The following is a 12,496-nucleotide window of genomic DNA, read 5'->3' as shown; positions in this document are numbered from 1 at the left end:
GCCATGGCCACCAGGGACGTGGAGCAGCTAAGGCACATACACCTTTTTGCCGGGCTTCCCACCGACCAGCTGGCAGAAATTGCCGCCCTGGTGAGGGAGCGGAAGTACCGCCGGGGGCACATCATCTTCATGGAGGGCGAGCCCGGGGAAGCCGTTTTCTTTTTAAAGTCCGGGCGGGTGAAGATCTTTAAGCAGGACGAGGAAGGGCGGGAGCAGATCCTGCACTACATCAATCCCGGCGAGGTCTTTGCGGAAGTGGTCCTCTTTGACGGCGGCGAGTACCCGGCCTGCGCGGAGGTGGTGGAGGACGCGCAGGTGGGCTTCATCAAAAACGAGGATTTAAACGCCCTCCTCCTGCAAAAGCCGGCCATTGCCCTCTCCCTCTTAAAGATCATGGCCCGGCGCCTGCGCGCCTCCCAGAAGCAGATCATGGAGCTTGCCTTAAAGGACACCACCCGGCGGCTGGCCAGCCTGCTCCTGGAACTGGCCCTGGAACACGGCACGCCGGAGGAAGGGGGCCTGAGGATAGGCGTGCACCTCACCCACCAGGAGCTGGCCAGCATGATCGGCACCACCCGCGAAACGGTAAACCGCATCCTGGGCGAATTCCGCCGGGATAAGGCCATTTCCGTCACCCGGCAGGGCATTGTCGTCCACAAGGAAAGGCTCAAAACCTGGCTGTAAAAGAAAAAAGCAGGCCCGCCTCCCCGAACGCGGGAACGGCGGGCTCTTTTGCTCGACCGGCAGGCAGGGCTACCTCAGGGCCGCCTGGTGGGGCTGCTGCTTGAGCTTTTGCAGTTCCTCCAGGAGGTAGTCGTTTAAAATGCGTATATATGTGCCCTTCATGCCCAGGGATTTGGACTCGATGACGCCGGCGCTCTCAAATTTGCGCAGGGCGTTGACAATTACCGACCTGGTGATGCCCACGCGGTCGGCAATCTTGCTGGCCACCAGCAGCCCTTCCTCGCCCTCCAGCTCCTCGAAGATGTGTTGGATGGCGTCCAGCTCGGAGTAAGAGAGGGTGCCCAGGGCAATCTGCACTGCCGCCCTCTTGCGGGCCTCCTCTTCCATGCGCTCGGCGCGCGCGCGCAGGATCTCCATGCCCACCACGGTGGCCCCGTACTCGGCCAGGATCAGGTCCTCTTCCGTGAAGTGGAGGCCGAAGCGGGCCAGGATGAGCGTGCCCAGGCGGGAGCCCGCCCCTACAATGGGCACCACGGTGGTCACCTTGTTGTTGAACTTGCAGCGCTGGTTGTGGTTGAACACACAGGCGTTAACCGTCTGGCAGAAGTTGGCCTGGGTTTCGTTGATGCGCAGGAGGTACTCGGTGTACTCCTCGGGAAAGCCTTCCGGCGACTCCAGCATGTCCTTCATAATCTCGCAGCTGAAGCCCTTCATGAAGGCATAGCCCAGGGCCTTTCCGCGGCGGTCGATGAGGTAAACGCTGCAGCCTATGATCTCGCTCAAAGTGGAGGCCATCTCTCTATAATCTACTGGATAGCCAGCCGACTTTTGTAAGAGTTTATTCAACGTGCGGGTTTTGGCCAGAAGTGTTTGCAATGTCCTTCACCTCTTTATTACAAAATGTAGCGGCTTAAATCTTCGTTTTTTACTATGTCCCCTAGCTTTTTCTGGACGTACTCGCGGTCAATGACAATGCACTGCCCGCGCAACTCCGGCGCTTCAAAGGAAATATCCTCTAAAAGTTTCTCCATAATGGTATGCAACCGCCGCGCGCCTATGTTTTCTGTGCGCTCATTTACAGTATAAGCTATTTTCGCGATTTCGACAAGAGAATCTTGCGAAAATTTAACCTTTACCCCTTCTGTGGCTAAAAGGGCGGTATACTGCTTGATGAGCGCGTTCTCCGGTTCGGTGAGGATCTGCAGGAAATCCTCCTCGGTAAGGCTTGAAAGCTCCACCCTGATGGGGAAGCGGCCCTGCAGCTCCGGGATGAGGTCGGAGGGCTTTGACATATGAAAGGCTCCGGCGGCAATAAAGAGAATGTGGTCCGTTTTCACCGGCCCGTATTTGGTCATGACCGTCGACCCTTCCACAATAGGCAGGATGTCCCGCTGCACTCCCCCGCGGGAGACGTCCGGCCCCACGCTCCCCTCCTTAATGGCAATTTTATCTATCTCGTCTAAAAAAATGATTCCGTGCTCCTCGGCGCGCCGGATGGCCTCGGCAGTAACTTCGTCCATGTCAATGAGTTTCTGGGCCTCCTGCTGGGTGAGGATGCGGCGGGCCTCCGCCACGGTGACCTTGCGCCGGCGCTTCCTCTTGGGGAAAAGGTTGCCCAACATATCCTGCAAATTTATCCCCAGTTCCTCAACCCCCGACCCGGTAAACACCTCCAGGACGGGCATGGAGGTATCCTCCACTTCTATCTCCACGAACTCGTCTTCCAGCTCCCCGCGGGCCAGCTTCTGTCTTAACAACTCCCTTTCAAACTCCACGCGGCGCATGCGGCTTTCCTGGGCGGGGTCGGGATCCTGCCTGCCGATCCCCCCCAGCGCGCCTCCCAGCAGCATCTCCAGGGGGTTGCGGGGGCCGGACTCCTGGCGGGGCATAGGGGCCAGCAGCTCGATAAGGCGCTCCTCGGCCATCTTTTGCGCCCGGTCCATTACCTGCTCCATTTTTTCCTGGCGCACCATGCGTATGGCCGTTTCCACCAGGTCGCGCACCATGCTCTCCACATCGCGGCCCACATAGCCCACTTCCGTAAACTTGGTGGCCTCCACCTTGATAAAGGGTGCCTTGACCAGCTTGGCCAGGCGGCGGGCAATTTCCGTTTTCCCCACCCCGGTAGGTCCGATCATGAGGATGTTCTTGGGCATCACTTCGTCCCGCAGCTCTTTGGGCAGGCGGGCCCGGCGGTAGCGGTTGCGCAGGGCAATGGCCACCGCCCGCTTGGCCTCCTGCTGCCCGACTATATACTTATCCAGTTCTGCCACTATCTGGCGCGGCGTGAGTTCCTCCATATGCTCTACAGCTCCTCCACCGTAATGCGGTCGTTGGTATAAACGCAGATTTCTGAGGCAATTAAGAGGGCTTCCCGGGCAATCTCGCCGGCGGAAAGGGCGGTGTGACGGGCCAGGGCCCTGGCGGCGGCCAGGGCGTAGGGGCCTCCCGAACCTATGGCCGCAATGCCGTCATCCGGCTCGATGACTTCCCCGCTGCCGGAAATGATCAGGAGGTGGTTCCTGTCCGCCACCACCAAAAGGGCCTCCAGGCGCCGCAGGAACCTGTCCGTGCGCCACTCCTTGACCAGCTCCACCGCCGCCCGCTGCAGCTGGCCGCGGTATGCTTCCAGCTTGCCCTCAAATTTTTCAAAGAGGGCCAGGGCGTCGGCAGCGGCGCCGGCAAACCCGGCCAGCACCTGGTTGTTGTACAGGCGGCGGATTTTTTTGGCCTGCTGCTTCATGATCGTGCCCTGGCCAAAGGTGACCTGGCCGTCCCCGGCTATGGCCACCCGCCCGTCCCTGCGCACGGCCACAATTGTCGTGCCGTAAAACAAAACTCGCCTTCCCTCCCCACCGCTCACGCCCGCGGGTGGGCGCAGCGGTAAACTTCTTTTAATTTTTCCCGCGTCACATGCGTGTACACCTGGGTGGTGGAGAGGCGGGCGTGGCCCAGCAACTCCTGCACCGCCCGCAGGTCCGCCCCCCGGTCCAGGAGGTGGGTGGCAAAGGAATGGCGCAGCACGTGGGGGCTGACCTTCAATTCCAGGCTCAACTGGTTGACGTACTTGTCCAGCACCTTCCTCACCCCCCGGGCGGAAAGCCTCCCGCCCCGGCGGTTGAGAAAAAGGGCCTCATTGGTGCGGGCACCTGCCAGGGCCGGGCGACCGGTGGCAAGGTAGGCCTTTAAAGCCCTCACCGCAAAGGAACCCAGAAAGGCCACCCTTTCCCTGGCACCCTTGCCGTAGACCCTCACCGCAGCCCTCTCCAGGTCCACGTCCCCCAGGTTGAGCGCCACCAGCTCGCCGACCCTTATCCCCGTGGCGTAAAGGGTCTCCAGGAGGGCCCGGTCCCGGCAGCCCAGGGGATTATCCGGCACGGGGGCTTCCACCAGCGCGCGGCACTGGTCGGCGTACAAAAACTTCGGCAGCCGGCGCTCGCCCCTGGGGGCCGAAAGGAGTCCGGCAGGGTTGGCCTCCAGGACACCCTCCCGGGCCAGGTAACGCAAGAAAGACCGCCAGGCGGCCAGCTTGCGGGCCACGGTGGCCCGGGAAAAGCCCCGGGACTGCAGTTCGGCCAGGAAAGCGCGCAGCAGCGAGCGGTCCACATCGGCGGGCACCACCCGGTAATCGGGTTTTTCCAGCCTGCGGGCAAAAAAGTCCAGCCCCTGGAAGAGGTCCTGCTGGTAGCCGGAGAGCGTGTGGGCGGAGGCGTTTTTTTCCACCGCGAGGTAATGCAGGAAGGCGTCAATGTAGGGATACACCTTTCAAACACCCGCTTCTTTTTTCCAGCTTTCCAGAGTCTCCAGGGCCCTCTGGGACAGGGCCAGGTTGCGCTGCCGCCGGTTCCGGATGTGCCTTTCCAGGGGGGGAAGGAGGCCGAAGGTAATGTTCATGGGCTGGAAATTCTTAGGGTCGGCGGAGGTGATGTAGTGGGCCAGCGCACCGTGGGCGGTTTCCCGGGGGAAGACCAGGAGCTTTTCGCCCCTGTAAAGCCGGGCGGCGTTAATGCCGGCCATGAGCCCGGCGGCGGCGGACTCCACGTAGCCTTCCACGCCGGTCATCTGCCCGGCCAGAAAAAGCCCGGGCCGCTTCTTGCACTCAAAGGTGGGGTTGAGCAGCACCGGCGAGTTTACGTAGGTGTTGCGGTGCATGACGCCGAAGCGGACAAACTCCGCCCTCTCCAGCCCCGGGATGAGGCGGAACACCCTTTTCTGCTCCTCCCACTTGAGGTTGGTCTGGAAGCCCACTAAATTATAGAGGGTCCCGGCGGCATTGTCCTGGCGCAGCTGGACCACCGCGTAGGGCTGGCGGCCGGTGCGCGGGTCGACCAGCCCCACTGGCTTCAAGGGGCCGTAGCGGATGGCCTCCTTATCCCGCCGCGCCAGCACTTCAATGGGCAGGCAACCCTCGAAGTTGACCTCCTTTTCAAATCCCTTTAGCGGCACCCGCTCCGCTGTAACCAGGGCCTCCCAGAAGCGCTCGTACTCTTCCTTATTCATGGGGCAGTTGAGGTACTCCCCCTCGCCCTTCCCGTAGCGCGAGGAGCGGAAAACCTTCTCCATGTCGATGGAATCCACGGTGACGATGGGAGACACGGCGTCGTAAAAGTAGAGGTACTCCAGCCCGGTCAGCTCCCGCAAGGAGGCGGCCATGGCCTCCGAGGTAAGGGGGCCGGTGGCCAGCACCACAATGCCCTCCCTCGGGATCTCGGCCACCTCCTCCCTGTAAACTTTCACCAGGGGGTGACTCTCCAGGGCCTCCGTTACCGCCCTGGCAAAGCCTTCCCGGTCCACGGCCAGCGCCCCACCCGCGGGAACCCGGTGGCGGTCCGCGCAGGCCATGATGAGGGAATCCAGGCGCCGCATTTCTTCTTTTAAGAGGCCGGCGGCGTTGTCCAGGGCCATGGCCTTTAGGGAGTTGCTGCAGACCAGTTCGGCAAAGTAGCCCGTGTGGTGGGCGGGAGTAAGCTTTTGCGGGCGCATCTCGTACAGCCTGACCGGCACCCCGCGCCGGGCCAGCTGCCAGGCCGCCTCGCTGCCGGCCAGACCGGCACCGATAACCGTTACCGCTTCCATCAATCTCACCTGGCCTCCTGCTCGTAGAGGGAAGTTTCCGGCCCTTCCCCCTCGGCGGTTAGCTCGCGCCCTGCAGCCACGTCTTCCAGGACCCTCTCCTGGGTGGTCTGGAAGCGGCACTCCCTGCTGGCGCATTCCAGCTCCAGCTGGCCGTTTTTCTCCTTTTTTACCACCAGGAGGCCGCCGCACCGGGGGCACTTCCTGCCGGAAGGTTCGTCCCAGACCACAAACTCGCACTCCGGATACCGGTTGCACCCGTAAAACTTGCGGCCCTTTTTCGTGCGGCGCGCGACCAACTCCCCTTCCCCGCACTGCGGGCAGGCGACCCCGGTGGTCTCCCAAAGGGGCTGCGTGTAGCGGCAATCCGGAAAGCTGGGGCAGGCCAGGAACTTCCCGTACCGGCCTTCTTTTACCACCAGCTGCCGGCCGCACTGGGGGCAAACCTCCTCGCTGACCTCTTTCTCTTCCTCCACCGTAATGCGGCCGATCTCTTCCTCCGCCCGCTCCAGCGTTTCCTTAAAGGGGAGGTAAAACTCCTCCACCACCTGGACCCAGTCCTTCTTGCCTTCCTCCACCAGGTCCAGGTTTTCCTCCATGTGGGCTGTAAACTCCACGTCGATGATGTCGGGAAAGTGCCTCTTTAAGAGGTCCACCACCACCATGCCCAGCCTGGTGGGTACCAGCTGTTTCTTCTGGCGCACCACGTACCCCCGCCGGATAATGGTGTCCAAAATGGGCGCGTAGGTGCTGGGCCGGCCGATGCCTTTTTCCTCAAGGGCCTTGACCAGGGTGGCGTCGGTGTAACGGGGCGGCGGCTGGGTAAAGTGCTGGCGGGGAACCAGGGAAACCAGCACCAGCCCCTCCCCTTCCGTCAGGGCGGGAAGGATCCTGTCCTGCTGCTCCTCCGCCTCCTCGTCCCGGGATTCTTCGTACACCAGGAGGAACCCTGGGAACTTAATCACCGAACCGGCGGCCCGGAAAAGGTAGCGCCCGGCAGCAATGTCCACGCTGGTGGTGTCGTACACCGCCGCGCTCATCTGGCTGGCCACAAAGCGCGACCAGATGAGCTTGTAAAGCTTGTACTGGTCGGGGGTGAGGTACTGCCTGATGCTCTCGGGGTCGCGGTACACGGAGGTGGGGCGGATGGCCTCGTGGGCATCCTGGGCCCTCCCCTTAGCCGCCACCTGGCGCGGCTTTTCCGGCACATATAAAGCCCCGAACTTCTCCCGGATGAAGGCCCTGGCCTCCTCCTGGGCAGCCTGGGCTACGCGCGTGGAATCGGTGCGGATATAGGTAACCAGCCCCACCGGGCCCTCCTCCCCCAGCTCAATTCCTTCGTACAGCTCCTGCGCCACCATCATGGTCCTGCGGGCGGTGAAGTTGAGCTTGCGGTATGCCTCTTGCTGTAAGGTGCTGGTAATGAAAGGGGGCGCCGGTTGACGGGATTTTTCTTTTCTGGCAACTTTTACTACCCGGTAGGCGGCACCCTCCAGTTCCTTTAAAATCTCCTCCATGCGTGCCCGGTCCGGCACTTCCGCCTTCTCGTCCCCGATCCTGTAAAGCCGGGCCTCAAAGGGGCTTTCCCCTTCCCGGGCAAGCACTGCCGTAAGGGTCCAGTATTCCTCCGGGACGAAGGAGTTGATCTCCTCCTCCCGCTCGCAGATCAGGCGCACGGCCACCGACTGCACCCGCCCGGCGGAAAGGCCCTTTCTTATCTTGCGCCACAGCAGCGGGCTCAGGTTGTAGCCCACCAGCCGGTCCAGGATGCGGCGCGCCTGCTGGGCGTGGACGCGGTTGTAGTCTATGGGGCGGGGGGCCTTGATGGCCTTCTGCACGGCCTCCTTGGTAATCTCGTTAAACTCCACCCGGCAGGGCGAATTTTCGTCTATCTCCAGCACGTTGAGGAGGTGCCAGGCAATGGCCTCCCCCTCCCGGTCGGGGTCGGAAGCCACCAGCACCCGATCCGCCTTCCTGGCCGCCGCGCGGAGCTCCCTGATGATTTCCCCCTTCCCCCTGATGATGATGTACTTGGGCATAAAGCCCCTCTCCACATCCACGCCAAACTGGCTCTTGGGCAGGTCGCGGATGTGGCCCATGGAGGCCTTCACGGTATACTTTTTGCCCAGGAACTTGCCGATGCTCCGTGCCTTGGCCGGTGACTCCACAATGACCAGTGTTTTGGACAAGGGTAAACCACCCTCTTTTTCGCTTTAGGGTTTTAAATCATATTTTAGACCGGGAGGTGCCGGTTTAGAACCGCCGGGCATAGAGGCGCCCCGGAAACTGCCGCACAAGCCCTTTGACCTCCAGAAACATTAAGGCGGACAGCACGCGCGGCGCTTCCAGCCCGCAGCCCTCGATAATGGCGTCCACGGGCGCGGGCGCGGCGGAGAGCATCCTTAAAACGGCTTCCTCGTCGGGCGTGAGGCTCAGGGACGCCTCCCGGGAGGAAGGCGGGAAAAGCCGCCCGGCCCCCAGCTCCTCCAGCACGTCTGATGCGCCTTCCACCAAACGCGCCCCCTCCTTGATCAGCCTGTTCGTCCCCTTGCTCTGGGGGCTGTGCACGGGACCGGGTACGGCCATTACCTCCCGTCCCTGCTCCAGGGCCTGGTCGGCGGTAATCAGTGCCCCGCTCTTCTCCCCTGCTTCCACCACCACCGTGGCCTGTGAGAGACCGCTGATGAGGCGGTTGCGCACCGGGAAGTGCCAGGGCTCCGGGGGCGCGCCGGGAGGAAACTCGCTCACCACTGCCCCGCCGGCAACGATCTGGTCCATGAGGCGCCGGTTCTCCGGCGGGTAAACCACGTCGGGGCCGCAGCCCAGCACGGCCACCGTAAAGCCGCCGGCGGACAGCGCTCCCCGGTGGGCGGCACTGTCTATCCCGCGGGCCATGCCGCTGACCACCACCGCTCCCGCCCGCGCCAGGTCTTTGGCCAGGCTCTCGGCCACCAGAAGCCCGTAGGGCGTGGGGCGGCGGGATCCCACGATGGCCACCCATAGGGCGGCATCGGGAAGGGCTCCCCGCACAAAAAGCCCCGGCGGAGGATCGGGAATCTGGCGCAGCAGTTCCGGGTAATCCGGGTCTTCAAAGGTTATGTATTTAATATTTAACTTTGCCATTTTCTCTTCTTCTTCCTCGAGACTTAGCCCCTTCCTGCGCGCCGCCAGCTCGGCTGCTCCCCGGAGGTCAAACCCTCCCCGCTCCCCCAGCTCCTTTTCCGTGGCCAGCCAGGCCGCCTCAAAGGAGCCAAAGCGCTCCCGCAGCTCCCACATGCGCCTGGCCCTGCCGGCCAGGAGGTACTGCCACCCCATGCGGTAAAGCCTCTCGTTCACCCGGCAGCTCACTCTTCCCGCAACCATTTTTCATGTAGCTATAAGATACCACGAGCAAATGAAAAATTACAAGCAGTCAATTGGTATGCGGTACCAGTTAAAAGGGGGCTGCACAACGCGCAGCCCCTTGGCGACCTGCAGGTCCTCGCTTACTTGTTGGGGTAGTAGAAAATCCCATCCCCGAAGAAGAGCAGGATGAGGATGAGAAACAGGATGAAGGAGAAATGCCACGGGTTGTAGTGGGCCATACACGGGTCCTCCTTTCCGCTTGTGCTTACCCTGGTACCATAATATGGAGGACCCCCGCCCAGGTGACACACGCGCAACTAAACGAGGTAAAAGGCCACCGCCATTACGGCAAAGGTGAAGAGAAGCAAAAGTCCCTCCAGATAGTTGGTGTCCCCGTCCCTGATGACAAAATTGACCATCAGCACGCCCAGGATGAGCACGGTCAGCTCCAGGGGGTTAAACACCAGGTCCATGGGGCGGCCGAAAAGCAGTCCGGCCAGGACCAGGATAGGGGTGATGAGGAGGGCAATCTGGGTGCTGCTGCCAATGGCTATCTCCAGGCTGAGGTCCATCCTTCCCTTTAAGGCCACCAGCACCGCCGTGCTGTGTTCGGCGGCGTTGCCGATGATGGGCACAAAGATAATACCGAGGAAAGCCTCGCTGACGCCTAAAGACGCCATGGCCGGCTCCACGGCCCGCACCAGGAAATCGCTCATGGCCACCACCAGGATCACCGAAACCACCAGCACCCCTAGGGCCTTGGGCAGGCTCCACTCGGGCTCCTCGATGAGGTGGTGGGAAGTGTGGAAGAGGCTGCGGTGGGTGTGAAAGGAAAACAAAAGGCTGGCTAGGTAAGACGCCAGGAGGACCAGGGCGGCCACCAGGGAAAGGATAAGGGACTCCCTCCCGTCCAGGGCCCCGCCGTGGGAGAAAACGGCCGGTACCACCAGGGAGGTAACCACCATAAACAAGAGCGAGGTGTTCAGCTGGGCCAGGCAGGGGTTAAAGGGCAGGGTTTTATGCCTCAAGCCCCCTAAAAAAGCGGCAAACCCCAGCACTAGAAGAAGGTTGCCCAAGATGCTGCCCACAATGCTGGCCTTTACCAGGTCCACCAGGCCCTCACGAAGGGCAAAGAGGGTAATGATCAGCTCGGCGGCATTGCCAAAGGTGGCGTTCAGAAGGCCGCCCACCCGCGGGCCGGCGTGGATGGCCACCTCTTCGGTGCTCTTGCCCATCAGGCCGGCTAAGGGTATGATGGCCAGGGAAGAAAAAAGAAAAACTAAAAGCGGGTTGGCATGGGCCAGCTCAAAGTAAAAGGCCAGGGGTACGGCCAGCAAGAGAGGGTATAGTGATCTCAAACGGCAAACCTCCTGCGTTAATCCTTCTCCCCCAATATTTTACCTTAGATAACCTTCCTGGTTACCCTTTCCCCGTTAAAAGTGAAGAGCACTTTTTTGCCGTCGAGCACCGTCTCCAGGTGCACCGGCCTCCCCCAGAGGGTATAGACGTAGGGGAGGGTCCTCTCCAGGTAGTAAACGTCCAGCTCCATGCCTTCATAGCAGTGCCGCAGGTAGAGCTCCCCCCTCTTCTGGTAATCCCCGTCGTCCACCACTATGTAAGGGAAGCCGCCGTTAACCAACCCGGCTACAATGCCGTCGCGCACGGCCTCCCAGTCCTTGTCGGTAACTCGCCACTCATGCCCCATCTTTTTGTAAAGGTAAAGGTCCATTTCCTCTACCAGTTCCCTGGTCAGGTAGTTGCGCAGGAAAGAAACGTCATTTTCCTGCTCCCGAACCTCGAATATTTTTTTCCGCCCCTCTTGACCCTTGCGCCCGAACTTCCGCCTCTCCTCCTCCGAGGGGTTATCCCAACGCCTCTCAATGTCCTCAAAAATTTTCAACCCCAGCAAGTAGGGGTTCAGGCGCAGCCGGGAGGGCTGAATGATCTCGGCGTGCATCTTGGCAAATTCCACCGCCTCGGCCTCGTTTAAGTCGAGCTCCCGCATGATGCGCAGATGCCAGTAGGTGGCCCACCCCTCGTTCATGATCTTGGTTTCCAGCTGGGGCCAAAAGTAGAGCATTTCCTGGCGGATAACGGAGATGACGTCCCGCTGCCAGTCCTCGAGGTCCCGGGCGTATTCCATGATGAAAAGCAAGAGGTCTTTTTCCGGTTCGGCGGGAAACTTCCTGGGCTTGCGGCACTGCCCGGCACACGCCGGCCGGTCGAGCTCCCAGAGGTCGTCGTAGGGGGTTTCCCTGTGACTGCAGCGGCAGGGGCCTTCCTCCCCTCCGTGTCTTTTCTCGCGAGCGGCCTTGATGTAGCGGTAGGGGTCCACGTGCTCCTGGATGGAGATCACCGCATCCAGGAAGGACTCCACCGCCTCGCGCCCGTACTTCAGCTCGTAGCCGCGGAACCTCTCGGCGGCGCTGGCCATGGACTCCACCATCTGCCGTGAGGTGTGCCGGAAGTAGACGTTGTTTTTAAAAAAGTCGCTGTGGGCCAGAACGTGGGCAATGACCAGCTTGTTTTGGATGAGGGAGTTGCCCTCCAGCAGGAAGGCGTAGCAAGGGTCGGTATTGATGACCATCTCGTAAATGCGCATGAGGTTGTAATCGTACTGCGTTTTCATCTTGTGGTAGGCCTTGCCGAAGGTCCAGTGAGAGAAACGCGTGGGCATCCCGTAGGCACCAAAAGTGTAGATGATTTCGGCGGGCACTATTTCAAAGTACATGTCGTAAAAGTCGAGGCCGCATTCCCTGGCCTTGGCCATGATCTCCTTCACGGCCTCCTCCAGCTGGCGCAGCTCGTCCCGGGCCAAGAAAAACACCCCCCAAAATCAATTTATGTAAGGGGGCCTATTGAATTCCGCCACCGCCCCGTGTTAAAATTTGTCTTGTCAGGGAAAATTTCCGTGCAATGGGGCACGCGAGGGGAAACGGGGCAAGGCAGCCCTCTTGCCTCCCGGGCGGGCGGCAAGAGGGCTTTAATTTTTTAAAATTTGCTTTGGGGAGGGGAGGGAGCTAAAAACAGTTCTCTTGGCATTAGCAAATAACAAACAAACCTATTGCTAAAAGACACCACCTGATATAACTTAATATCAGGTGGTGTCTTTATGAAGCTCTACACTATCAGGGAATTTGCCGAAAAGCTTGGCGTGAGCATATCTACGCTCCGTGCGTGGGATCGGGAAGGTAAGCTGGTTGCCCTGAGGACACCCACCGGCAAGCGCAGGTACACCGAAGAGATGCTTTACCGCGCTCTGGGCCTGAAGAACCGCGAAGAGCCAAAGAAGGTCGTGCTGTACGCCAGGGTATCTTCAGCTGGGCAAAAGCCGGACCTGGAGAACCAGTTGAACTACCTGAAGGAGTTTGCCGCGGGCAGAGGGATAACGGTG

At 60.9% G+C, this 12,496-nt stretch carries 11 protein-coding genes; 2 read left to right on the top strand and 9 right to left on the bottom strand.

The features are described 5' to 3' along the window. The first annotated feature begins 3 nt into the window (after nucleotides 1-3). A complete protein-coding gene (locus G454_RS0109240) occupies nucleotides 4-684 on the top strand; it encodes a Crp/Fnr family transcriptional regulator (RefSeq protein WP_027718407.1) in 681 nt (226 codons plus the stop codon). Between the two features lie 69 nt (nucleotides 685-753). Here the strand turns inward: G454_RS0109240 and codY are convergent, their stop codons facing one another. From codY to G454_RS0109190, 9 genes are all read right to left on the bottom strand, one after another. Continuing rightward, nucleotides 754-1,560 (bottom strand): GTP-sensing pleiotropic transcriptional regulator CodY, encoded by an 807-nt coding sequence (gene codY, locus G454_RS0109235; RefSeq protein ID WP_027718406.1) that lies wholly within the window; start codon nucleotides 1,558-1,560, stop codon nucleotides 754-756. Between the two features lie 17 nt (nucleotides 1,561-1,577). Beyond that, the gene (gene hslU / locus G454_RS0109230; RefSeq protein ID WP_027718405.1) at nucleotides 1,578-2,984 is read right to left on the bottom strand and encodes an ATP-dependent protease ATPase subunit HslU; all 1,407 of its coding nucleotides are present in this window, start codon (nucleotides 2,982-2,984) and stop codon (nucleotides 1,578-1,580) included. A 5-nt stretch (nucleotides 2,985-2,989) separates the two neighbouring features. Next, a complete protein-coding gene (gene hslV / locus G454_RS0109225) occupies nucleotides 2,990-3,520 on the bottom strand; it encodes an ATP-dependent protease subunit HslV (protein ID WP_027718404.1) in 531 nt (176 codons plus the stop codon). Nucleotides 3,521-3,543: 23 nt separating this feature from the next. After that, nucleotides 3,544-4,446, bottom strand: a complete 903-nt coding sequence (gene xerC / locus G454_RS0109220) for a tyrosine recombinase XerC (protein ID WP_027718403.1) — start codon at nucleotides 4,444-4,446, stop codon at nucleotides 3,544-3,546. Nucleotides 4,447-4,449: 3 nt separating this feature from the next. Continuing rightward, nucleotides 4,450-5,760, bottom strand: a complete 1,311-nt coding sequence (gene trmFO, locus G454_RS0109215) for an FADH(2)-oxidizing methylenetetrahydrofolate--tRNA-(uracil(54)-C(5))-methyltransferase TrmFO (protein ID WP_156896719.1) — start codon at nucleotides 5,758-5,760, stop codon at nucleotides 4,450-4,452. A 5-nt stretch (nucleotides 5,761-5,765) separates the two neighbouring features. Beyond that, nucleotides 5,766-7,946, bottom strand: coding sequence for a type I DNA topoisomerase (gene topA, locus G454_RS18470; RefSeq protein ID WP_051276141.1), 2,181 nt, complete (start codon nucleotides 7,944-7,946; stop codon nucleotides 5,766-5,768). Between the two features lie 64 nt (nucleotides 7,947-8,010). After that, on the bottom strand, nucleotides 8,011-9,093 hold the full coding sequence (gene dprA / locus G454_RS0109205) for a DNA-processing protein DprA (protein WP_027718401.1): 1,083 nt from the start codon (nucleotides 9,091-9,093) through the stop codon (nucleotides 8,011-8,013). A 326-nt stretch (nucleotides 9,094-9,419) separates the two neighbouring features. Then, on the bottom strand, nucleotides 9,420-10,496 hold the full coding sequence (cax, locus tag G454_RS0109195; protein ID WP_084413396.1) for a calcium/proton exchanger: 1,077 nt from the start codon (nucleotides 10,494-10,496) through the stop codon (nucleotides 9,420-9,422). 8 nt (nucleotides 10,497-10,504) lie between these two features. Further along, a complete protein-coding gene (locus tag G454_RS0109190) occupies nucleotides 10,505-11,920 on the bottom strand; it encodes a SpoVR family protein (RefSeq protein WP_027718399.1) in 1,416 nt (471 codons plus the stop codon). A 294-nt stretch (nucleotides 11,921-12,214) separates the two neighbouring features. On the opposite strand from G454_RS0109190, the gene G454_RS0109185 reads away from it, so the two are divergent. Further along, nucleotides 12,215-12,496: MerR family DNA-binding transcriptional regulator (locus tag G454_RS0109185; RefSeq protein ID WP_027718398.1), on the top strand; the 282-nt coding region annotated here is incomplete at its 3' end.

The sequence above is a fragment of the Desulfovirgula thermocuniculi DSM 16036 genome, assembly GCF_000429345.1.
Lineage (GTDB): Bacteria > Bacillota > Desulfotomaculia > Desulfotomaculales > Desulfovirgulaceae > Desulfovirgula > Desulfovirgula thermocuniculi.
Note: the sequence above shows the minus strand (reverse complement) of the source record. Positions and strands in the feature narration are given on the sequence as shown.

What these genes read in the sequence shown, in the direction of transcription:
- G454_RS0109240 (WP_027718407.1), top strand. Translation starts at nt 4, where the DNA reads ATGGCCACCAGGGACGTGGAGCAGCTAAGGCACATACACCTTTTTGCC.
- trmFO (WP_156896719.1), bottom strand. Translation starts at nt 5,760, where the DNA reads ATGGAAGCGGTAACGGTTATCGGTGCCGGTCTGGCCGGCAGCGAGGCG.
- hslU (WP_027718405.1), bottom strand. Translation starts at nt 2,984, where the DNA reads ATGGAGGAACTCACGCCGCGCCAGATAGTGGCAGAACTGGATAAGTAT.